Origin of the sequence: Azospirillum sp. B510, assembly GCF_000010725.1 — a bacterium.
Lineage (GTDB): Bacteria > Pseudomonadota > Alphaproteobacteria > Azospirillales > Azospirillaceae > Azospirillum > Azospirillum lipoferum_B.
The window spans coordinates 1,034,280-1,056,504 of the sequence record NC_013855.1 but is presented as its reverse complement, the minus strand read 5'-3'; the positions used below and the strand labels follow the sequence as shown (position 1 = coordinate 1,056,504).

The window sequence follows — 22,225 nt, the reverse complement described above, 5'->3', positions numbered from 1 at the left end:
CTGGATATCTCCTCGAACAAGTCGCGCTACACATAAAATGTAGTTTAGCTACATCATGAGGCGTTGTGGGGAATGACCGAAGAAGCCACCAGGGCGCGCCATGAACAGGCGGGGATCACGCGGTCGTTCGTCCTTCATACCAAGGTCTGGTCTTCTTGACGATCCGCACCACCGACAGCATCACCGGCACTTCGACCAGAACGCCGACCACGGTGGCGAGGGCCGCTCCGGAGCCGAGCCCGAACAGGCTGATGGCGGCGGCCACCGCCAGTTCGAAGAAGTTGGAGGCACCGATCAGCGCCGCCGGCGCCGCCACGCACCACGCCACCCCAAAGCGGCGCGACAGCCAATAGGCGAGGGCGGCATTGGCATAGACCTGGATCAGGATCGGCGCCGCCAGCAATAGGATGACCAGCGGCTGGGCCAGGATTTGCTCTCCCTGGAAACCGAACAGCAGCACCAGCGTGCACAGCAGCGCCAGCAGCGAAACCGCCTGAATGCGACCGAGCACGCGCATCAACGACGCTTCACCGCCGCCCGCCAGCAGGCCGCGCCGCCAGAGCTGGGCCGCGACCACCGGGATGACGATATAAAGCAGCACCGACAGCAGCAGCGTGCCCCACGGCACGGTGATCGACGCGACGCCCAGCAGCAGCCCGACGATGGGCGCGAAGGCGAAGACCATGATCAGGTCGTTCAGCGCCACCTGGCTCAGCGTATAGTGCGGCTCGCCCTCGCACAGGTTCGACCACACGAAGACCATGGCGGTGCAGGGCGCCGCCGCCAGCAGGATCAGGCCGGCGATGTAGGAGGGGATCTGCTCCTGCGGCAGCAGCGGGGCGAACAGATGGCCGATGAACAGCGTGCCGAGCAGCGCCATCGAGAAGGGCTTGACCGCCCAGTTGATGAACAGCGTCACCCCGATGCCGCGCCAATGCTCCTTGACCCGCCCCAGCGCGCCGAGGTCGATCTTCAGCAGCATCGGGACGATCATCAGCCAGATCAGCACGGCGACCGGCAGATTGACCTGGGCGATCTCGGCCGCCGCGATCGCCTGGAACAGGCCGGGGACCAGATGGCCGAGTGCTATGCCGGCGACGATGCACAGCGCCACCCAGAGGCTCAGATAGCGCTCGAACGTGCCCATGGCGGGACGGGGTGCCGGAGGAGGCTGGATGTTGGCGCTCATGGACACTCTCCCCGCTTCACGGCTCGGTCCGCGCCATGTCGTCCATCCTCCGCTTCAGCGCCATGCGGTCGAGCGACGCGACCGGCAGGCTGACGAAGGCCTGGATGCGGCGCTGGATCTGGCCGAACACCGTGGCGGCGAAGGCGGCCTTCTCCGCTTCGCCGCCCTGGGCGCCGGACGGATCGGGGAAGCCCCAATGGGCGGTGATCGGCTGTCCCGGCCAGATCGGGCAGACCTCGCCGGCGGCGTTGTCGCAGACGGTGACGATGAAATCCATGTGCGGGGCGCCGGGGGTGGCGAACTCATCCCAGCTTTTGGAGCGCAGTTCGGCCGTCGGGAAGCCCAACCGCTCCAGCAGGTCGCCGACCTGGGGATTGATGCGTCCGGAGGGCTGGCTGCCGGCGCTGAAGCCACGGAAGCGCCCCTTGCCCTCGCGGTTCAGCAGGCATTCCGCCATGACGCTGCGGGCGCTGTTGTGGGTGCATAGGAACAGCACGTTGTAGACGTGACCTTCGGTCATTCCCGGCTCCATTTTTCGTACCGTCAGCAGCCGCGGCGTGGGGCGGCGGTGTTTTCCGTGTTGGCGGCCTCCATACCCCCCGGCGCGCAGACCGGAAGGCAGGCGGTGGGATTGGTCGAGCGGCCGCAGCAGTTTTCCGACAGGAAGCCGACGATGCCCGTCATGCGGTCGAAATCGGCCGAATAGATCAGCGACCGGCTTTCGCGCCGCTGCATGATCAATCCCGCCTGGGTGAGATTGGACAGGTGGAAGGACAGCGTGGCGGGCGCCACCGCCAGCGCCTCCGCGATCGCCCCGGCGGCGCGCCCCTCCGGCCCCGCCTCCACCAGCAGGCGGAAGATGTCCAGCCGGGTTTCCTGCGCCAGGGCCGCCAGCCCGGCCAGGACGTCCTTCTTTTCCATGGCGACACACAGGATTCCATATTTCGACAATAGTCAAAATGACGAATGGTAGGTTGGCCGTCAAGGATATTTCGATGATTATCGAAATAACCGCCGGCGGCGTCCGTCCGGCGGATCGGGTGGCGCGGAAAAGCCAAGGGCCTCCGCGGCGTTGTCGCCGGCGGAGGCCCTGGTGGGAGGGAAGCGGTCAAACCGGAAGAATCAGAAGCCGATGACTCCGGTCATCCAAAGCAGGATCACGATGATTCCGGGAACGCCCAGAAGCCAAAGCAGGATAGGCATGTGTCGTCTCCATGATCGGATGGACAGGGTGCAAGAGCGATGCTCTCGGATGCTGCCGATTCAACGAAACGACTTGCGCATCTGTTCCATCGCTTTCCGGCGATGGTCACGCTTCTCCGGGAAATTCCCCGATCGACGCCGGGGGGGTGTCCGTCACGATCGCGCCGCCGTGGCAGCCGCTCCTCGCGGCGCCAGCCATTTCTCCATGGCGTAATTGTGGATCTGCACGTCGCCGATCCGCAGTTCCCGCCGGGTCAGCAGGGTGAAGCCGTGGCGCAGCAGGAAGGGGCGGGCGGCCTCGCTCGCCTCCACATGCAGGCGGGGGTGGCCGAGCGCGCGGGCCCTCGCCTCCAGTCGCGCGACCAGGGTCGAGGCGACGCCCCGTCCGGCCGCCTCCGGCGCGCAATAGAGGAAGTTGATGTGGCCGTCCGGCTCGACGTCGCTGAAGGCGACCGGCCGATCCTCCCCGTCCACGGCGACCAGGGCGACGCGCCCGTCGCCATAGGCTTCCCGCACCCGTTCCACCGTCGGCGCCGTCGCGGCCCAGGCCTCCACCTGCTCCGGCCCATAGAAGCGGGGGCCGATGCCACGGACGGAGCGGGCATAGAGAGCCGCCAGCGCCGGGGCGTCCGACGGTCGGTAGTCGCGGATCCTCATCGGTCCAATCTTTCGGGATCCCATCTTTCGGGGCCCATCTTTCGGCGGTCATTTCGCCGGCGCCAGCCGCAGGACCGCGCCGTCCGGTCCCTGTGCCACATCGTGGATGCGCGCGTCGAGCGGAATGCGCTCCACCTCCGTCGCGGCGGTCCCGTCGATGGCCGCCGATTAATCTGCATCAATGCGGCGTCGTCCCCGGCGGCGCTACCCTGGCCGGCGTGAAGCACAGCGCCGGCCGAGGGCCGTTTGCGATGGTTGCGCCAAACAGCTCCGGAACCGGCGGCCACCAGAATGGGAGGACGCCATGGTCATGATGAAAGCGGCGGTGTTCGCCGAACCGGGCCGCATCGTGCTGGACGACAAGCCGATCCCCGATGTCGGAGCGCTCGACGCGCTGATCCGCATCACCACGACGACGATCTGCGGCACCGACATCCATATCCTGAAGGGCGAATATCCGGTCGCGCGCGGCCTGACCATCGGGCATGAGCCGGTCGGCATCATCGAGAAGCTCGGTTCCGCCGTCACCGGCTACCAGGAGGGTCAGCGGGTGATCGCCGGGGCCATCACCCCCAGCGGCCACAGCAACGCCTGCCTGTGCGGTTGCCATTCCCAGGACGGCGCCGGCACCCGGCATGGCTGGAAGCCGCTGGGCGGCTGGCGCTTCGGCAACAGCATCGACGGCTCGCAGGCGGACTATCTGCTGGTGCCCGATGCGATGGTCAACCTCGCCCCCGTTCCCGATGGTCTGACCGACGAGGAGGTGCTGATGTGCCCCGACATCATGTCCACCGGCTTCGCCGGGGCGGAGCGCGGCGACATCCGCATCGGCGACACGGTGGCGGTGTTCGCGCAAGGTCCGATCGGCCTGTGCGCCACCGCCGGGGCCAAGCTGAAGGGGGCGACGACCATCATCGGCGTCGACACCGTGCCGGCGCGGCTGGAGATGGCGCGGCGGATGGGCGCCGACCATGTGGTCGATTTCCGCGGCGTCGATCCGGTGGAGGAGATCATGCGGCTGACCGGCGGCCGCGGCGTCGATGTCGCCATCGAGGCGCTGGGCACCCAGGCGACCTTCGAGGCGGCGTTGCGCGTGCTGCGCCCCGGCGGCACGCTGTCCAGCCTGGGCGTCTATTCCGGCGACCTGCGCCTGCCGCTGGGGCCGTTCGCCGCCGGTTTGGGCGACCACACCATCGTCACCTCGCTCTGTCCCGGCGGCAAGGAGCGGATGCGCCGGCTGATGGGGGTGGTCGCCTCCGGCCGGGTCGATCTGAAGCCGCTGGTCACCCACCGCTTCCCGCTGGAGCGGATCGAGGAGGCCTATGACCTGTTCGGCCACCAGCGCGACGGCGTGCTGAAGGTGGCGATCACGCCCTGATGCCGAAACCAAAAGAAGCCCCTCTTCCGGAGGGAAGAGGGGCTTTCCAAGGTCACGCGCAACACCAGGAAAAGAGAGGCACGCCGGGAAGGAGACTCACTTCGCCAGATCGACCGCTTCGGCCAGACGCTTGACCGCGTCCTGCGAAGTCATGGTCGAATTGAAATGGGCGGTGACGACGTCGAGGAAGGCGCCGCGGACGGCGCCGGGCACCGCCATCTCATGCGCCATCGACGGCACGGCGCTGTTGGTGTCGATGGCGGTCTTCAGGTCGTCCATCGACTTCACCGCGCATTCGTCGAAGCTGTCGCGCGCCATGTCCTGGCGGGCGGGGATCGAGCCCTTCAGCACGTTGAAGGTCTCCTGGAACTTCTTGCCCAGGATCAGCTTGGCCAGCAGCTTCTGGCCGGCGGCGCGGTCGGCGTTGGCCGAGCTGAACATGACGAAGCTGTCGGAATTGACGATGTAGCCGAACTGGCCCGGCACGTGGGCGCAGACGAAATCCTTGCCCGGCACCTTGCCGGCGGCGGTCAGCTCGCCCTTTTCCCAGTCGCCCATGATCTGCATGGCGGCCTGGCCGTTCATCAGCAGGCCGGCGGCGAGGTTCCATTCGCGGCCGGGGAAGCCGTCATCGACATAGCCGCGCAGCTTGCGCATCTGGTCGAACACCTTGACCATCGTATCGCTGGTCAGCGACTTGGCGTCCAGCTCCACCAGGGCCTTGCGGTAGAAGTCGGGACCGCCGAGGCCGAGAACGACATCCTCGAACAGGGCGCCTTCCTGCCAGGGCTGGCCGCCATGGGCGAGCGGGATGATGCCGGCGGCCTTCAGCTTGTCGGCGGCGGCGTTGAACTCGTCCCAGCTCTTCGGGATGGCGACGCCGGCCTTCTCCATGACCTTCGGGTTGACCCACAGCCAGTTGACGCGGTGGATATTTACCGGAACGGCGTAATAATGGCCCTTGTAGGTCACCACGTCGCGGATCTGCGGCGGCAGGATGGCGTCCCAGTTCTCCGCCTTGGCGACATCGTCCAGCGTCGCCAGCTTGTCCTGCGCCGCCCAGTCCTTGATGTTCGGACCCTTCAGCTGCACGGCGTTCGGCGGATCGCCGGCCAGCACGCGGGAGCGCAGCACGGTGCTGGCCGCGTCGCCGCCGCCGCCGGCGACCGGCGCGTCGATCCACTTGCCGCCCGCCGCCTCGAAATCCTGGCGCAGCGCGCCCGCGGCCTTCGATTCGCCGCCGGAGGTCCAGTAATGCAGAACCTCGACCACCGGCTCGGCCTTGGCGGGCGTGGTCAGCAGGGCGCCGGCCATCACGGTGGCCAGGGCAACCATGCTGGTCGCGGTCATGCTGAGGACGGATGTGCGCAGAGTGGACATTTTGGGCATTTCCCCCTGTTCCCTATCTTCGTTCAGTCTTCGAGTTGGCTGTCTTCGAGTTGGTCCCGGCTGCGGGCCGCCGGGCCGCTGGAGGAACTCTATCCCGCGTGCAATTCGATGCCCGGACTATTTGGTAACAACGCCTTTTCACGGCCCCGCCGCTGTTACGCAACCGTTACATTCGCGCCTCGGCGCCGGGCTGTACCCGGACCGTCCGGGGAGGCTACACTGCGCGCCAACAAAGAAGAATGCCAGGGATGGAGAGGGAAGGGACGCCATGGAGCGCGCGCGCCATCTGCTGATCGTCGACGACGATCCCGAGATCCGGGACATGCTGCATGATTTCCTGGTCAAGAGCGGCTTCCGCGTCTCCACCGCCGGCGACGGGCGCGAGATGGCGCGGGTTCTGGCGCAATGGCCGGTCGATCTGATCATCCTCGACCTCATGCTGCCGGGGGAGGACGGCACCAGCCTGTGCCGTTCGCTGCGCGCCAAGTCCGGGACTCCGGTCATCATGCTGACCGCCATGGGCAGCGAGGTCGACCGCATCGTCGGGTTGGAGGTCGGGGCCGACGATTATCTGGTGAAACCCTTCAGCGCGCGCGAACTGCTGGCCCGCATCCGCGCCATCCTGCGTCGCTGCGGCGGGCCGGAGCCGGCGCGGGAACGGCCGCGCGTGCTGGGTTTCGCCGGCTGGTCGCTCGACCAGGGACGGCGGGAGCTGCGGACGCCGGACCGGGTGGTGGTGCATCTGAGCCAGGGCGAATATGCCCTGCTCGGCACGCTGCTGGAACGCGCCCCCCAGGTGGTGGAGCGCACCGAGCTGCTGGAGAAGCATCGCGGCGACACCTCGATCCCCTTCGACCGCAGCATCGACATCCAGATCAGCCGCCTGCGCCGCAAGCTGGAGGAGGGGCCGGGCGGTTCCGGGCTGATCAAGACGGTGCGCGGCATCGGCTATCAGTTCACCGCGACGGTGGTCGACCAGGGCGAATCCGTTTCCTCCGGGATAAGCCGTGGCGCTTGAGCGTCTGTTGCCGGCCCGGCTGTATGCCTCCCGCCTGGGCGCCGCACGGCTGCGCCACCGCATCCTGGCGGCGATGGTGGCGTTGCTGGCGCTGACCCATGGCGGGGCGCTGGTCGGCATGCGGCTGGTGGACGACCGGGCGCGGGAGCTGCTGACCGCCCACCGGCTGGGACCGGCGATGGCGGCGGCGGTGGAGGCGGCCGACCGCGCCGTGCTGGACGGGGTGGCCGCCGGGCCGGGGCTGGCGCTTGGTGGGCTGCCCGACCTGTCGGTATCCTGGCAGGGACCCGGCACCCCGGCCGTGCCGTCCGGCTGGGTGCTGGACGGGGTGGCCGACGCACCGCGACCGGTGTTCGTCGCCGCCCCGCGCGCCCTGCTGGCGCTGCGTTCCGCCCGCGCCCAGACGCCGGCGGGGACGCTGGCGGAAGCGCTGTCCCTGGTGGCGGAGGACACGGCGGCCCAACTGCGCGACGCCCGCGTCTATGTCCAGCTTGCCGGCGGCGGCTGGCTGGAATTCGCCAGCCCGCGCTTCTGGCGGCCGCGGACCACGCCGTTCGAAATGGTGCTGGCCGGGCTGGCGGCCCTCGGGCTGGCGCTGGCGCTGCTGCTGTGGCTGCCCGGCCGGCTGGTCCGTCCGCTGGAATCGCTGGCCGAGCAGGCGACCCGCCCGCACGACCGCCTTCACCCCCGGCCGCTGCCGGAGGATGGGCCGGAGGAGGTCGCCTCGCTCGCCCGCGCCTTCAACCAGGCGCGCAACGCGCTCCGCGACCTGATGGAGGGGCGCACCCATCTGCTGGCGGCGATCAGCCATGACCTGCGCACCCCGGCGACGCGGCTGCGGCTGCGCGCCGAATATGTCGATGACGACGCGCTGCGCGCCAAGATAATGGCCGACATCGACGAGATGGCGGCGATGGTCACCGCGACGCTGGAGTTTCTCGGCGACGACGTGCTGCGCGAGGAGGTCGAGGTGGTCGCCTTCGCCAGCCTGTTGCAGAGCCTGTGCGACGATTACGCCGACACCGGTGCCCCGGTGACCTATCATGAGCCCCCGCCGTTGCGCTTCGCCGCCGTCCGCACCATCTTCGGCGGCGGGGGCGGTGAGGAGCGCAGCGACCGCTTCGACCAGCCGCGCCAGCTCCGCCTCGCCGGCCGTCCGTCCAGCCTGCGCCGCGCCTTCGCCAACCTGATCGACAACGCCATCAAGTACGGCGAGCGCGCCACCGTCTCCGTCGATGCCGACGCCGACGAGATCGTCGTCGATGTCTGCGACGAGGGGCCGGGCATCCCGGAGGCGGAGATCGCCAACGTCTTCAAGCCCTTCGTCCGGCTGGAAGGCTCCCGCAACCGCAAGACCGGCGGCAGCGGGCTCGGCCTGTCCATCGTGAAGTCGATCGTCGAGGCGCATCAGGGACGGATCGAGCTGAGCAACCGCGCCGGCGGCGGGCTGCGGGTCAGGGTGACGCTGCCACGGATGCTGTGAGCGTGCCGGTTGCGTTGGAGTGGTTGCGGCTTGATTTGCATCTCGCTCATGCGCATCCTTCATGCGCATTGTCATGGAGGCTTTGGTGGCCGGCGAGCGCTATTCCTTCGATGTGTCCGCGCCGCGGCGGGCGACGAACGTAAGTCTCAACAGCGATTTGCTGGAGCAGGCGAAGACCCTCGGCATCAACGTGTCGCGCGCCTGCGAACGCGGATTGGCGCAGCAGATCGCCGAACTGCGCGACAGGCAATGGCTGGAGGAGAATCGGGAGGCCATCCAGTCATCCAATGCCTATGTCGAGGCACACGGCCTTCCGCTGGCGAAGAGCCGGCCGTACTGATGGCTCGTTTCGACATTCATCGCCGGTTGGATGGGCCGGGCTATCTGCTGGACCTTCAGGCCGACATCCTGCGTGACTTGAACACGCGCTTTGTTGCTCCGCCGCTGCCACCTGAAATGGCTCCGCTACCGGCTGCGCGCCTCAATCCGGTGTTCTCCGTCGAAGGTCGGCCGCATGTGATGGTCACTCAGTTCGCTGGCGCGGTGACGCTTTCGGAGCTAGGCGCTCAAGTCGGTAACTTGCTGGCTGAGGACACGGCCATCGTCGCCGCTTTGGACATGCTGATTGGCGCCTGAGCCGATCCGCCGCAATTCATTACTTTTGGATGCGGACATAAGGCGGAAGAGGCGACCCGGAAACCGCCTCTCCCGCACCATCACTTGTGACCCGAACTCACGGATGGGCCGCTCAGATCCGCTGTTCGGTCTTTGGGTCGAACAGGTTCGCCCGCGCCATGTCGATCATGAAGTCGGCGGTCCCGCCTTCCGCCACCCGGTCGCTCGGCTTGATGCGGGCGACCACCTCATGGCCGTTCAGCTCGACATAGGTGATGGTGTCGGCACCGGTCGGCTCCAGCACATTGACGCCGCAGGCGACCTTGACCAGCGCCGGGTTGCCGGCGGCGATCGCCGGGTCGTGGCAGGTGATGGCCTCCGGACGGATGCCCAGGATCACCTCCTGGCCCAGCCAGTGGCCGGCCTGCTCCGGCGCCTGGAACAGCGGCAGGAAGCCGCCACGCTCGCGCCCGACGCTGACGCCCAGCCGGTCGCCCTCGGCCGACAGGGTGCCGCGCACGAAATTCATGGTGGGGGAGCCGATGAAGCTCGCCACATACATGTTGGCCGGGCGCTCATAGACCTCCTGCGGCGGGGCGAATTGTTGGACCACCCCTTCCTTCATGATGGCGATGCGGCTGGCCAGCGTCATCGCCTCGATCTGGTCGTGGGTGACGTAGACCACGGTGGTGCCGAGCCGCTGGTGCAGCTTCTTGATCTCGGTGCGCATGTCGACGCGCAGCTTGGCGTCGAGGTTGGACAGCGGCTCGTCGAACAGGAAGACCTTGGGGTCCCGGACCAGGGCGCGGCCCATGGCGACGCGCTGGCGCTGGCCGCCGGAGAGCTGCGCCGGCTTGCGGTCGAGCAGATGCTCGATCTGCAACAGCTTGGCGACGCGGCGGATGGCGCCCTCGCGCTCCGCCTTGGCCTGCCCGCGCATTTCCAGCGAGAAGCCGATGTTCCGCGCCACCGTCATGTTGGGATAGAGCGCGTAGGACTGGAACACCATGGCGATGTCGCGGTCCTTGGGATGGACCTCGTTGACGACGCGCTGGTCGATGCGGATCTCGCCGGCGCTGATCGTCTCCAGGCCGGCGATCATGTTGAGCAGGGTGGATTTCCCGCAGCCGGAGGGCCCGAGCAGGACGAGGAATTCGCCGTCCGTCAGGTCCAGGTCGATGCCCTTCAGGACCTCGACGCTGCCATACTGCTTGCGGACATTGTTGATGCTGAGAGTCGCCATCGGAAGATCACCCCTTGACGGAGCCGGCGGTCAGACCGCGGATGAAGTATTTGCCGGCGAGCACATAGACGACGAGGGTGGGCAGGCCGGCGATCATCGCCGCCGCCATGTCGACGTTGTACTGCTTCACGCCGGTGGTGGTGTTGACGAGGTTGTTCAGCGCGACCGTCACCGGCTGGGCGCCGCCCGCCGCGAAGGACGCCCCGAACAGGAAGTCGTTCCAGATCTGGGTGAACTGCCAGATGATCGTCACCACCAGGATCGGCAGCGACAGCGGCAGCATGATCCTGGTGAAGATCTGGAAGAAGCCGGCGCCGTCGATGGTCGCGGCCTTCACCAGATCATCCGGGATGCTGACATAGTAATTGCGGAAGAACAAAGTGGTGAAGGCGAGGCCATACACCACATGCACGAGGATCAGTCCGCCGGCGCTGCCGGCCAGCCCGAGGAAGCCCAGCGTCTGCGCCATCGGCAGCAGGATCACCTGCGAGGGCAGGAAGCTGCCGAACAGGATCATGCCGAAGACGATGTTGGCGCCGCGGAAGCGCCACTTGGTCAGGGCGTAGCCGTTCAGCGCCCCGAACAGGGTCGAGATGACCACCGCCGGCCCGACGATGACGATGGAGTTGAGGAAATAGGGCGCCATGCCGCGGCAGTCGGCGCCGATGCAGGCGCGGTTCCAGGCATAGCTCCAGGCATCCAGGCTGAAGTCGCGCGGCAGCGACAGCAACGACCCGGTGCGGATCTCCTCCGGGCTCTTGAACGATGTGGTGATCATCAGCAGCAGCGGCAGCAGGTAATAGGCCGCGAACAGCAGGAGGATCAGGTACAGCCCCCAGCGGGCGAGGCGGGCGCCGGTGCCCTGCGCCGGCGGCAGGGCGGAGGTCAGGCTAGACACGCTTGCCTCCCTTCAGTTCGGAATAGAGGTAGGGCACGATGATCGCCACCACGGTCGCCAGCATCATCAGCGCGCTGGCCGAGCCGATGGCGATCTGGTTGCGGCGGAAGGTCATCTCGTACATGAAGGTCGCCGGCAGGTCCGACGCGTAGCCGGGACCGCCGCCGGTCAGCGCGACGACGAGGTCGTAGCTCTTGACCGCGAGGTGGGCGAGGATGACGAAGGCGCTCATGAACACCGGCCGGATCGACGGCAGGACGATGCCCCAATAGATGCGCGGCAGGCTGGCGCCGTCGAGATAGGCCGCCTTGATGATCTCCTGATCGACACCGCGCAGGGCCGCCAGGAACAGCGCCATCACGAAGCCGGAGCTTTGCCAGACCGCGGCGATCACCAGCGTGTAGACGGCGGTGTCCTGCTGGACGATCCAGTCGAAGGTGAAGCCGGGAAAGCCGAGGTCGCGGACGAATTGCTGGATGCCGATGCCGGGATTGAGGATCCATTTCCAGGCGGTGCCGGTGACGATGAAGCTGAGCGCCATCGGGTAGAGATAGATGGTGCGCAACACCCCTTCGCCACGGATGCGCTGGTCGAGCAGCACCGCCAGCAGGATGCCGATGACCAGGCTGACGCCGATGAACAGCCCGCCGAAGATCAGCAGATTCTCGATGGCGACATACCAGCGCTCGATCCGCCACAGCTTGGCGAAGGCGTCGGCGCCGACCAGATCGTAGGACGGCAGCATCCTGGAGTTGGTGAAGCTGATATAGACCGTCCAGACGATGAAGCCGTAGACGAACAGCAGGATCGCCGCGAAGGACGGGGCGACCACCAGCTTCGACAGATGCCGCTGCGCCAGGGCGCGCAGCCCGCCCGCCTGCGGCCGCGCGGCGCTGCCGGGAGCGGCCCCCGCCTCCCCGGCGGCGGGCCGGTAGGATGAGTTCTGCAAGGTCATGGTGCGGGTCTCGCCGGCTTGCGGGACCGATTTGGGGCCGGCGTCGCACACGGATGCAGGTCGCGCATGTGGTTCCCTCCCGTGACGGGTTGCTGTTGCGCCGCTGCGGTGGAATTGTTCCCCGAGCGGCCGTCCGCTTGGCGGTCACTGTACGCCGCCGATGATGGATGGGGCGGACAATTTGGTAACGCGGCGCTTTCCCGGCTCCCGCGTTGTTACGCAACCGTTACACTGGGGTCGGCCCGGCCCAGGTCGCCAGGAACCAGGAAGAGGATACGCGACGATGAAAAGCCTGTCGGTCGGTCTGCTCGGCTTCGGCCTTGCCGGGTCGGTGTTCCACGCGCCGCTGATCCTCGGCGAACCGCGCCTGCGTTTGACGGCGGTCGCCAGTTCGCGCACCGACGACATCCGCCGCGGCGTACCGGGGGCGCAGGCGACGACGGTGGAGGCGGTGATCGCCGACCCGGCCATCGACCTCGTGGTGATCGCCACCCCCAACACCAGCCACGCCCCGCTGGCCCGCGCGGCGCTGCTGGCCGGCAAGCATGTGGTGCTCGACAAGCCGATGGCGACCACCGCCGCGGAGGCCGATGGGCTGATCGGGCTTGCCGAGCGGCAGGGCCGGCTGCTGACCGTCTTCCACAACCGGCGCTGGGACAATGATTTCCTCACCCTGCGCGCCTGCCTGGAGACGGGGGAGATCGGCCGGCCCTATCATTACGAGGCGCATTACGACCGCTTCCGCCCACAGATCAAGCAGGGCTGGCGCGAACAGACGCTGGCCGGGTCGGGTGTGCTGTTCGATCTCGGCGCCCATCTGATCGATCAGGCGCTGACCCTGTTCGGCATGCCCGACCGCATCCTCGCCGATGTCGGCGCCCAGCGGCCGGACGCGCGGGTCGACGATTGGTTCCATATCGTGCTGGGCTATGGGCCGATGCGGGCCATCCTGCATTGCGGAACCGTGGTGTGTCGGCCGGGGCCGCGTTTCCAGCTGCATGGCGACGGCGGCAGCTTCCTCAAGCATGGCATGGATGGACAGGAGGAGGCTCTGCGCGCCGGCCGGATGCCGACGGAGCCGGGCTGGGGCCGGGATGATCCGGAGAACCATGCCCTGCTGGTCCGGGCCGACGGGACGGAGCGGCGGGTGGCGACCATCCCCGGCGACTATCCCGCCTTCTACCGGGGCGTCGCGGCGGCCATCCTCGACGGCGCGCCGTTGCCGGTGACCGCCGAGCAGGCGCGCGACGTGCTGACCGTGCTGGAGGCGGTGCGCAAGGCGGCGGGTCTGCCGGACTGACGCCGGTTCGCGGTCCCCGTCATCCCCGCCAGGGCAGCACGCCCGGCGGCAGGCGGCGGCCGAGCAGCCCGGCGGCGAGCATGGCGGCCAGCACGACCAGGATGGCGACGACGCCCAGTGCCGCCCCCAGCGTCGGGCTGCCGCCCTCCTCCAGCGCATAGACGACGACGCCCAGCGTCTCGCGCCCCTGCGACCATAGCAGGATGGAGACGGTCAGCTCGTTGAAGCAGGTCAGGAACACCAGCAGCCCGCCGGCCGCCGCCGCCGGGGCGACCAGCGGCGCCACCACCGTCGCCAGCCGGCGCAGCGGCCCGGCGCCCAGCGCGCGGGCCGCCTCCTCGACCATCGGATCGAGCGCCGCGCAGGCGGCCTGCACCGGGCGCAGGGCCAGCGGCAGGAAGCGGACCAGATAGGCCGCCAGGATGATCCACAGCGTGCCGTACAGGCCGATGCCCAGCCCCGGCAGCGGCTTGAGGAACAGCAGGATGCAGCCGATGCCCAGCACCACCCCCGGCACGGCGTGCGGCAGTTCCACCAGCACCCCGACCGCCAGCGCGATCCGCCCGGTCTTGCCGGTCAGCGCCATGGCATGGGCCAGCGGCACCGCCAGCAGGGCGAGCAGCGCCGCCGCCGCTCCCGACAGCAGCATCGAATTGGAAAAGGCGCGGCCGACCTGATCGAGCGCCAGAACCTCGCGGTAATGGGCCAGCGTCAGGGTGCCGAGCCCGATGGGCAGGCCATAGACGCTGACGAGGCTGGTCGCCAGCAGCGCCGCCAGCGGGGCGGCGACCATCAGCGCCAGCACGCCCCAGGCCAGCAGTTCCACCGGCGCGCGGGCCGGGCCGAGCGGCACCGCCGCCAGCGGCCGGGCGCCGCCGGGCAGGCGGCTGGCGATGCGGGCCTGGAGGATGGTCTGGAGGGCGATGCCCAGGCAGGCGACGAGGCCGATCACCGCCGCCAGCACCGCCACCTCGGGCAGGGCCGACGGCCCGAAACCCGCCAGCCGGCGGTAGATCAGCGTCGGCAGCATCGGAATGCCGGCGGGTACGCCCAGCAGGGCAGGCACCCCGAAATTCCCGAGCGCCGCGACGAAGGCCATGGCGAGGCCGGCGACCAGCCCCGGCAGGCAGAGCGGCAGCACCACGCCGCGCACCGCCCGCCACGGCCCGGCCCCCGACGCCCGCGCCGCCTCCAGCACATCGCCGGGAATGGCGCGCAGCGCCGCGCGCAGGGCGAGGAAGACCAGCGGCGCATGTTCGATCCCCATCACCAGGATCATGCCGGCGGACGACTGCGCCGGGTTCGCCGTTCCGACCGGCGGGGCGAGGCCGAGCGGCTTCAGGATCGGGCTGCCGGATCCGGCGAGATGGGTCCAGGCCATCGCCACGATCTGCGGCGGGATCATCAGCGGCAGGATCAGGGCGAAGCTCATCGCCGTGCGGGCGCGCAGGTTCGTCAACCCGACCAGCAGGGCGAAGGGGCCGCCGATCAGGGCGGCGGCCAGCGTGGCCCCGGCGGCGATGGCGAGGCTGTTGGTGGTGGCCCGCCACGTCGCGGGGGAGTTCAGCACGCGGGCGAGCACCGTCGCGTCACCGGCCTCCCACAGCAGGCGCAGGACGGGCAGAAGAACCAGCAGGCCGAGGAGAAGGTAAAGGCCCTCTCCCGTCGCGGGAGAGGGAGGGGACCCGCGCCAGAGGCGTGGGGAGGGTGAGGGGTGATTCAAGGAACCGGAAGCGGATGGATTCTTGGACCATCCCTCACCCTTCCCATGCTCTGCATGGGCCCCACAGTCGTTCGCAAGTCTCACGACAGCGCTCCGCCTACGATCACCTTCGGTGTTCGTCCGGCCTGCGGCCGTCGGCTACACGCCCTCTCCCGGGGCGGGAGAGGGATGTTTCGCGTCATCCCACTCACCCGCCGAACAGGTCGGCGAAGGCGCGCTTGTTGGCGTCGTCCTCGGCCAGCGCCTTGGCGGGGTCGTAGGGCAGCAGGGTGATGGACGCCGGATCGGGGAAGCCCGGCGGCGGGTTCACCCCCGGCAGCGCCGGCAGGAAGCCCTGGGCCGAGGCCAGCTCCTGCCCCTCGCGGCTCAGCAGGAAGTCGATGAAGGCCTTGGCCGCCGCCGGGTTCTTCGCCGTGCCGAGGATCGCCACCGGCTCGCTGACCGCACTGACGCCCTCCTTGGGAAAGACGAAGGCGACGGGGGCGCCCTTCAGATGCTCGCGGATCGGCAGGTAATCGACGACCATGCCGTAGAGCTTCGCCCCACCGGCGACATCCTTCAGGATGCCGCCATTGCCCTTGGCCGCGGTGGTGCCGTTGCGCTGCAACGCCTCGTAATAGGCCAGGCCGAGCGACGGCTGCGCCTTGATCGCCGCCATATGGATGGCGGCGGCGCCGGAATAGAGCGGGCTCGGCATCACCGTGCTGCCCTTGGCCTCCGGCTTCAGCAGATCCTGCCAGGAGACCGGCTTCATCGGGGCGGCGGTGTTGTAGACGATGCCGGTGGTGATCAGCTTGGTGCCGAACCAATAGCCCTGCGGGTCATGGGTGCCGGGGCGGTAGCCCGCCACCGGGGCGCCGTCATAGGGTTGCAGCCGCTTCTCCGCCTTCAGCGATTCCATCGTCACCGCGTCGGCGATCAGCAGCAGGTCGGGCTGCGGCGCCCCGGCGGTGAATTCGGCGCGCAGCTTGTTCATCAGCTCGGTGGTGCCGTTGCGGATCCATTCCACCTCGACGCCGGGGTTCTTCGCCTTGAAGGCCTCCACCGTCTGGCGGGCGTCCGGCTCCAGCTGCGAGGTGTAGAGCACCAGCTTGCCGGTGGCGCCATCGGCCTGCGCGGCCCCGGAAATGGCGGCGGGGCCGAGCGCCAGCGTCAGCACCGTGGCGAGGGTGGCGAGCAACGCCTTCATCTCTGTCATCTCCGTTGGACCGGGAGCCCTGTCTTACGCCAAGCCCATGACAGGCGCGTGACAGCGACCCGCATGACCGGGTCAATCGATCAGCTTTCCGTCCTTGAAGAAGGGATAGGGGCCGTCATAGGCGCCGATCACCGCGGTGTGGCTGACGACGCCGGTGTCGGCCCGCCACATGTGGATCTGGTAGCCGGGCGGCTCCATCACGAAGGCCGACGGCGCGTCGTCGCGCAGGTCGAGCGCCACCTGATGCGCGGTGGAGGGGGCGGTGGAGGCGATGGTGCCGGCCCAGCGCACCTGGATCGGCCGGTGCAGATGGCCGCAGAGCACCCGCTCCACCTGCGGATGACGGCGGACCACCGCGGCCATCTCGGCGGAGCCGCTCAACCCCAGCCGGTCCATATGGCCGATGCCGGTGTCAAAGGGCGGATGGTGCTGGAAGATGATGGTCGGACGCTCCGGCTGTTCCGCCAGCCGGGCGTCGAGCCAGTCGAGCCGTTCGGCGCAGACTTCGCCGGCGCCGGAGCCCGGCAGCACGGTGTCCATGGCGATCAGGCGGATCGGCCAGTCCTCCACCGTGTAGTGGAAGAAGCGGCCGCCGCCGACCCGCGCCGCCAGATCGGGGAAGGCGCGGGCGAGGCCGGCGCGCTCGTCATGGTTGCCGGGCACCGCGAAGAGCGGGATGTCGAGCGGGCGCAGCAGGCCGAGCAGCCGCTCATACTCCTCGGCATGGCCGGCATCGACGAGGTCGCCGGTGGCGAGGATGACGTCCGGGCGCGGATCGAGCGCCAGCAGGGCGGCGACGGCGCGTTCCAGGAAGGGTGCCGTGTCGACGCGCCGGTAGGCGAGGCGGCCGTGGGGCTTGATGTGGGTGTCGGTGATCTGGACGATGATCATGGGGGAGCCTGGACTTGAGTGTTTGATTTTTTGGGGGCCAGCCCGGCGTTGCTGGAACTCACGGCATCGCCAGCAGCCTCGCCGGATCGACGCGCAGCCACACCCGGTCGCCGCGTCCCAGGTCGCTGCGCCCGGCGGTGTCCACCGTCAGCGCCGGGCCGTCCGCCGGCTCCACCACCAGACGGGTGCGGTCGCCCAGGAACACCGCGGCGGCGACGGTGCCGCCCAGATGCCCGTCGGCCTCGCCGGCCAGCGCCAGATCCTCCGGCCGCACCAGCAGCTCGACCGCGCCATCCGCCCCGGACCAGGGCAGCAGGGCGGTCCCGAGCGACAGCATGCCGCCGCGCACCGTGCCGCCCAGCCGGTTCATCGTGCCGATGAAGTCGGCGACGAAGCCGTCCGCCGGCTGATAATAGATCTCGCGCGGGGTGCCGACCTGGGCGACCCGGCCCTTGGCCATCACGACGATGCGGTCGCCCAGCGCCATCGCCTCGCCCTGGTCATGGGTGACATAGACGGCGGTGATGCCCAGACCGCGCAGAAGCCGGTCGATCTCCAGCCGCAGGCTGTCGCGCAGCTTGGCGTCGAGCGCCGTCAGCGGCTCGTCCAGCAGCAGCACGCGCGGCCGCACCACCAGGGCGCGGGCCAGCGCCACCCGCTGGCGCTGGCCGCCGGAGAGTTGGTCGATCCGCCGCCCGGCGAACTCGCCGAGATGCATCAGCTCCAGCATCTCCTCGACCCGGCGGGCGCGTTCGGCGCGGGGCAGTTTGCGCACCTTCAGGCCATAGGCGACGTTTTCGGCCACCGTCATGTTGGGGAACAGGGCGTAGCTCTGGAACACCATGCCGACATTGCGCCGCTCGATCGGCAGGGCGGTGACGTCATCCTCGCCGAACAGCACCCGGCCGCCGGGATCGGGGCTTTCCAGCCCGGCGATGATGCGCAGCGTCGTGGTCTTGCCGCAGCCGCTCGGGCCCAGGAAGACGACGGTCTCGCCGCCGCGGATGGTCAGGTCCAGCGGCTCCAGCGCGCGGGCGCCGCCGGCGAAGGTCTTGCCGCAGCGCTCCAGGCGGATCGGCACGGCGTCGAGATGGAAGCTGTCGGGCATCTGGGCATCGGGCATCGGAGGGGGCCTCAAACGGACGGACGGCCGCGGCGGGCCAGACCCTGCATCAGGATCAGGCTGGGCACGATCATCAGGAAAAAGACGAGGGTGTAGGCGCTGCCGATCTCGATCCGCAGCGAGGCGTAGCTGTCGGCCAGCCCGACCGGCAGCGTCTTGGTCAACGGCGTGTGCAGCAGCCAGGTCAGGTTGAACTCGCCGACCGACAGGGTCAGCACCATCAGCGACCCGGCGAGGATGCCGGAGCGGCAGTTGGGCAGCACCACCGTGGCGAAGCGGCGCGCGAAGCCGGCGCCCAGGCTGGCCGCCCCCTCCTCCAGCGTCGTCAGGTCGATGGAGCCCATCACCGCCAGCACGGCGCGCACCATGAAGGGCAGGGTGAACAGCACATGGCCGATCAGGATGAACAGCCAGCTGCCGCGCAGATCGCCGACGCCGCCATAGGTGACGATCAGCGCCAGCGCGGTGGCGAGGCCGGGAATGGCGACCGGCATCATCAGCAGCTCCTCCACCAGCCGGGCGATCCGGCCGGGGCGGCGCGTCAGCACATAGGCCGCCGGCACGCCCAGCGCCAGCGTGCAGGCCAGACAGGCGAAGGCGATCTGCAAGGACAGCAGGATGGTGCCGGAATAGACCCGCCACACCTCCTCGACCCAGCGCAGGGTCAGGCCGCTTTTCAGGCCGATGAAATAGTTGGCGGTCAGACCGGCCAGCATCGACATCACCATCGGCACGGTCAGCAGGGCGCAGACCAGCAGGGTGAAGCCCAGTTGCAGCCAGAAGCCCCAACCCCGGCGGTTGGAAAGATCATGGTTTGATAGGCTGCGCATCGCCCTCACCCCGCCGCCGCGACGGAGGTGCCGGCGACGCTGCGCGCCACCGCCAGCGCCGCCCAGGTGATGACGCCGAGCAGGACGCTGAGCGCCGCCGCCGCCGCGATGTTCGCCTGGAGCGTGAATTCGGTATAGATCGTCATCGGCAGCACATTGATCCGGGTGGCGAGGGTGAAGGCGGTGCCGAAGGCGCCCATCGAGGTGGCGAAGCACAGGGCGCCGGCCGAGATCAGCGCCGGTTTCAGCGCCGGCAGGATGATGTCGGCCACCACCCGCCAGGGCGACGCCCCCAGCGAGCGCGCCGCCTCCTCCAGCCGCGGGTCCAGCTTCTCCGCCGCCGCCATCACCGTCAGGATGACGCGCGGGATCGAGAAATAGACATAGCCGAGGAACAGGCCGGCCATGGAGTAGGCGAAGACCAGCTTGCCGGCGCCCAGCGCCTGGGTGATGGTGCCGATCAGCCCCTGGCGCCCGGCCAGCATGATGACCATGAAGCCGATGACCACGCCGGGAAAGGCCAGCGGGAAGGTCAGCAGCGCCACCAGCAGGGCATGGCCGGGAAACTGGTTGCGCACCAGGAACAGCCCGGCGATGGTCGAGACCGCCAGCGTCACCGCCGTCACCCCGGCCGACAGTGCCAGCGTGGAGACCAGGCTGTCGAGATGGCCGGGATCGGCCAGCGTGGTGACATAGGCCGACCATCCCTCCGCCCCGCCGGCGCCGATCAGGATCAGGCGGACCAGCGGCAGCAGGAAGAAGGCCGCGAACACCGCCGCCGCCGGCGCCAGCAGGGCGGCCAGCCGCAGCGGCTCGCCGGTCATCCCCGGACCGGTCCGCGGCGGTGCCGCGGGCCGGTTGGGAAGACGGGCATCGGGCGCGCAGGCGCTCACTTCACCTCCGCCTGGTAGCGGTCCATGAAGGCCTTCTGCGCCTCGGCCATGCGGACCATGTCCACCGGGCGGGCGCGGGCGTAGTCGGCGGCGGGCAGGAACTTGGCCGCCGTCTCCGGCGACATCGCCTCGGCCCGGACCGGGCGCATGAAGGCGTTGGCCCACAGGGTCTGGCCCTTGTCGGACAGCACATAGTCCAGCACCTTCTTCCCGTTGTCCGGGTTCGGGCCATTCTTCACCAGCGCCATGACGTAGGGCATCGACACCGTCCCCTCCGCGGGGATGACGAAGGCGACCGGGGCCTTGTCGGTGTATTTGGCGCGGTAGGCGTTGAAGTCGTAATCGATCAGGATCGGAATCTCGCCCGACAGGACGCGGGCGTAGGAGGTCTGCTTCGGCACGATGGGCTGGTTCCTCTGGAGATCCTTGAACCAGCCGATCGCCTTGTCGAAGCTGGCGTAATCGCCGTCCAGCGCCAGATTGACCGCCACCGCGCCGACATAGCCGACGGCGGCGCTGGTCGGGTCGAGATAGCCGACCATGCCGGAATAGTCGGGCTTCAGCAGGTCGGCCCAGCTCTGCGGCACCGGCTTGCCGCCCAGCGCCTCGGTGTTGACGAAGAAGCCCAGCGTGCCGCTGTGGATGGCGAACCAGCTGCCGTCGGCGTCCTTCATCCCGTCGGGGATCCCGGCCCAGCCCGCCGGCTTGTAGGGAGTGACGATGCCGGCGGCCTTGGCCTGGATGCCGACCGGCCCGCCGAGATAGACGACGTCGGCGACCGGCTTGTCCTTTTCCGCCAGCATGGCGGCGATCGCCTGGCCGGAATTCTTGTTGTCGAACGGCACGGCGATGCCGAGATCGGCCTTGATCGCCTTCAGCTGCGAGGCCCAGTCCGCCCATTCCGGCGGGCAGTTGTAGCAGATGGCGGTCGGTTCGGCCGCCGTGGCGGGCGTCACCATCGCGGCGAAAGCGGCGGCCAGCGAGACGGCACCGAGGGCGGCGCCGAACAGGAACGGCTTGATCATGATGGCGGAAGTCTCCGGTGGGAAGGCGTTCGGATCAGGTCGAGGGTGGTGATGGCGCAGGGTCGAATGGCGCAGGTCCGAGCGATTCGCCCGGCCGCAGGGTGAAGGGCAGCATCACGGCGCGGCTTTGCGGTTCGCCGGAAAAACCGGTGCGCAGATGTTCGAAGGCGGTGGCCCCCATGGCACGGGCCGGCTGCACCAGGGTGGCGAGGCTGGGCGTCATCAGCCGGCCGACCTCGATCCCGTCGAAACCGCAGACCGACACATCGTCGGGCACCGCAAGGCCGAGGTCGCGCAGCGCCCGGATGGTGGCGAGCGCCAGCATGTCGTTGGAGGCGAAGAAGGCGGTCGGCCGCTCCGGCCCCTCCAGAAGGGGGGCCAACCGGTGGGTGAGGCGCAACTCGTTGAAATCGACATCCAGCACCGGGCCGGGGCGCAGGCCGGCGGCCTCCAGCGCCGCCAGCCAGCCGGCATGGCGGCGGCGGGAGCGGTCGGACTGGCGGAAGTGGCCGGCGATCATGCCGATGCGCCGATGGCCGAGCGCCGTCATCCGTTCGACCACGGCGCGGGAGGCGGCGACATTGTCGACCGACACATGGGCGCGCGACGCCCGTTCCGGCTGGTTGTAGGCCAGGACATAGGGCAGCCGCACCTCGTCCAGCGTGTCGAGCGAGCCGCTGCGGTCGGCGTCGGCGACGGTCAGCACCAGCCCCTCGACCCGGTTGGACAGCAGCCCTTCGATGGCGCGGGCCTCACGGCCCGGATCATAGTCGGTGGAGGCGATCAGCACGCTGTAGCCGGCTTCCGCCGCGGCGTCCTGGATGCCGGCGACGCTTTCGGCGAAGACCGGGTTGGTCAGCGACGGCACCAGCACGCCGACGGTGCGGGTGCGCGCCGCCTTCAGGTTGCGCCCGATGGTGCTGGGCCGGAAGGACAGGTCGGAGGCGGCGGCGCGCACCTTCTCCATGGTTTCCGGCGTGGCGTTGCCGCTGCCGTTGAGGACGCGCGACACGGTGGCGATGGACACCCCGGCGCGCGCCGCCACGTCGCGGATCGTCACCACGCGCTCCATGGCTCCCCTGTCCGTCATCCGCGCACCGTCCCGCACCATTCGCCACCCTTGTCCGCGCCCATGTTCCCGGCGCCGGCCGATCCGGCGCGGGTGCAGAGTGACGATGGCGTGTTTCAATCTCGTGACGCCGCGAAAACGGTTT

General features: G+C 69.1%; 22 protein-coding genes. 6 read left to right on the top strand and 16 right to left on the bottom strand.

Annotated elements, in window-relative coordinates:
* Nucleotides 1–115: 115 nt before the first annotated feature.
* The 4 genes from arsB to AZL_RS19625 form a co-directional block, all read right to left on the bottom strand.
* Nucleotides 116–1,147, bottom strand: a complete 1,032-nt coding sequence (gene arsB, locus AZL_RS19640) for an ACR3 family arsenite efflux transporter (protein WP_012976211.1) — start codon at nt 1,145–1,147, stop codon at nt 116–118.
* Between the two features lie 58 nt (nt 1,148–1,205).
* Nucleotides 1,206–1,709 carry an arsenate reductase ArsC gene (locus tag AZL_RS19635; RefSeq protein ID WP_012976210.1) on the bottom strand — a complete coding sequence of 168 codons (504 nt, stop codon included), beginning with the start codon at nt 1,707–1,709 and terminating at the stop codon, nt 1,206–1,208.
* Nucleotides 1,710–1,732: 23 nt separating this feature from the next.
* Complete coding sequence (locus tag AZL_RS19630) at nt 1,733–2,110, bottom strand: ArsR/SmtB family transcription factor (RefSeq protein ID WP_012976209.1); 378 nt, start codon at nt 2,108–2,110, stop codon at nt 1,733–1,735.
* A 435-nt stretch (nt 2,111–2,545) separates the two neighbouring features.
* Complete coding sequence (locus AZL_RS19625) at nt 2,546–3,049, bottom strand: GNAT family N-acetyltransferase (RefSeq protein WP_042444308.1); 504 nt, start codon at nt 3,047–3,049, stop codon at nt 2,546–2,548.
* 304 nt (nt 3,050–3,353) lie between these two features.
* Between AZL_RS19625 and AZL_RS19620 the strand changes: the two genes are divergently transcribed.
* Nucleotides 3,354–4,427, top strand: coding sequence for an NAD(P)-dependent alcohol dehydrogenase (locus AZL_RS19620; RefSeq protein ID WP_012976207.1), 1,074 nt, complete (start codon nt 3,354–3,356; stop codon nt 4,425–4,427).
* 96 nt (nt 4,428–4,523) lie between these two features.
* Here the strand turns inward: AZL_RS19620 and AZL_RS19615 are convergent, their stop codons facing one another.
* Complete coding sequence (locus tag AZL_RS19615) at nt 4,524–5,807, bottom strand: ABC transporter substrate-binding protein (RefSeq protein WP_247894361.1); 1,284 nt, start codon at nt 5,805–5,807, stop codon at nt 4,524–4,526.
* Nucleotides 5,808–6,084: 277 nt separating this feature from the next.
* On the opposite strand from AZL_RS19615, the gene AZL_RS19610 reads away from it, so the two are divergent.
* From AZL_RS19610 to AZL_RS19595, 4 genes are all read left to right on the top strand, one after another.
* On the top strand, nt 6,085–6,834 hold the full coding sequence (locus AZL_RS19610) for a response regulator (protein ID WP_012976205.1): 750 nt from the start codon (nt 6,085–6,087) through the stop codon (nt 6,832–6,834).
* Nucleotides 6,824–8,317 carry an ATP-binding protein gene (locus tag AZL_RS19605; protein WP_012976204.1) on the top strand — a complete coding sequence of 498 codons (1,494 nt, stop codon included), beginning with the start codon at nt 6,824–6,826 and terminating at the stop codon, nt 8,315–8,317. Before AZL_RS19610 ends, AZL_RS19605 begins: the two co-directional genes overlap by 11 nt.
* Before the next feature lie 61 nt (nt 8,318–8,378).
* On the top strand, nt 8,379–8,657 hold the full coding sequence (locus tag AZL_RS19600) for a type II toxin-antitoxin system CcdA family antitoxin (RefSeq protein WP_012976203.1): 279 nt from the start codon (nt 8,379–8,381) through the stop codon (nt 8,655–8,657).
* Nucleotides 8,657–8,953, top strand: coding sequence for a CcdB family protein (locus AZL_RS19595; protein WP_012976202.1), 297 nt, complete (start codon nt 8,657–8,659; stop codon nt 8,951–8,953). Before AZL_RS19600 ends, AZL_RS19595 begins: the two co-directional genes overlap by 1 nt.
* A gap of 112 nt (nt 8,954–9,065) precedes the next feature.
* Here the strand turns inward: AZL_RS19595 and AZL_RS19590 are convergent, their stop codons facing one another.
* From AZL_RS19590 to AZL_RS19580, 3 genes are read right to left on the bottom strand one after another with little or no spacing between them, the layout of a single operon-like run.
* Nucleotides 9,066–10,175, bottom strand: coding sequence for an ABC transporter ATP-binding protein (locus tag AZL_RS19590; RefSeq protein ID WP_012976201.1), 1,110 nt, complete (start codon nt 10,173–10,175; stop codon nt 9,066–9,068).
* A 7-nt stretch (nt 10,176–10,182) separates the two neighbouring features.
* Nucleotides 10,183–11,064, bottom strand: coding sequence for a carbohydrate ABC transporter permease (locus AZL_RS19585; protein ID WP_247894421.1), 882 nt, complete (start codon nt 11,062–11,064; stop codon nt 10,183–10,185).
* A gap of 1 nt (nt 11,065) precedes the next feature.
* Nucleotides 11,066–12,028 carry a carbohydrate ABC transporter permease gene (locus AZL_RS19580; protein ID WP_086935443.1) on the bottom strand — a complete coding sequence of 321 codons (963 nt, stop codon included), beginning with the start codon at nt 12,026–12,028 and terminating at the stop codon, nt 11,066–11,068.
* A gap of 283 nt (nt 12,029–12,311) precedes the next feature.
* Here AZL_RS19580 and AZL_RS19575 point away from each other — a divergent pair, with 283 nt between their 5' ends.
* Nucleotides 12,312–13,328: an oxidoreductase gene (locus AZL_RS19575; RefSeq protein WP_012976198.1), complete on the top strand. Its 1,017-nt coding sequence runs from the start codon at nt 12,312–12,314 to the stop codon at nt 13,326–13,328.
* A gap of 19 nt (nt 13,329–13,347) precedes the next feature.
* On the opposite strand, the gene AZL_RS19570 is transcribed toward AZL_RS19575, so the two are convergent.
* The 8 genes from AZL_RS19570 to AZL_RS19535 all read right to left on the bottom strand — a co-directional run bounded on the left by AZL_RS19570 (nt 13,348) and on the right by AZL_RS19535 (nt 22,101).
* Nucleotides 13,348–15,051, bottom strand: a complete 1,704-nt coding sequence (locus tag AZL_RS19570) for an ABC transporter permease (protein WP_247894360.1) — start codon at nt 15,049–15,051, stop codon at nt 13,348–13,350.
* Between the two features lie 187 nt (nt 15,052–15,238).
* Nucleotides 15,239–16,240, bottom strand: coding sequence for an ABC transporter substrate-binding protein (locus tag AZL_RS19565; RefSeq protein ID WP_042444304.1), 1,002 nt, complete (start codon nt 16,238–16,240; stop codon nt 15,239–15,241).
* Between the two features lie 81 nt (nt 16,241–16,321).
* Nucleotides 16,322–17,140 carry a phosphodiesterase gene (locus tag AZL_RS19560; protein WP_012976195.1) on the bottom strand — a complete coding sequence of 273 codons (819 nt, stop codon included), beginning with the start codon at nt 17,138–17,140 and terminating at the stop codon, nt 16,322–16,324.
* Between the two features lie 58 nt (nt 17,141–17,198).
* Nucleotides 17,199–18,248 (bottom strand): ABC transporter ATP-binding protein, encoded by a 1,050-nt coding sequence (locus AZL_RS19555; RefSeq protein ID WP_012976194.1) that lies wholly within the window; start codon nt 18,246–18,248, stop codon nt 17,199–17,201.
* A 26-nt stretch (nt 18,249–18,274) separates the two neighbouring features.
* A complete protein-coding gene (locus tag AZL_RS19550) occupies nt 18,275–19,093 on the bottom strand; it encodes an ABC transporter permease (protein ID WP_012976193.1) in 819 nt (272 codons plus the stop codon).
* 5 nt (nt 19,094–19,098) lie between these two features.
* Entirely contained in the window at nt 19,099–19,917 is an 819-nt protein-coding gene (locus AZL_RS19545; RefSeq protein ID WP_012976192.1) for an ABC transporter permease, read from the bottom strand.
* Between the two features lie 65 nt (nt 19,918–19,982).
* Nucleotides 19,983–21,011 (bottom strand): extracellular solute-binding protein, encoded by a 1,029-nt coding sequence (locus AZL_RS19540; protein ID WP_012976191.1) that lies wholly within the window; start codon nt 21,009–21,011, stop codon nt 19,983–19,985.
* Between the two features lie 34 nt (nt 21,012–21,045).
* Complete coding sequence (locus tag AZL_RS19535; protein WP_247894358.1) at nt 21,046–22,101, bottom strand: LacI family DNA-binding transcriptional regulator; 1,056 nt, start codon at nt 22,099–22,101, stop codon at nt 21,046–21,048.
* Nucleotides 22,102–22,225: the final 124 nt, after the last annotated feature.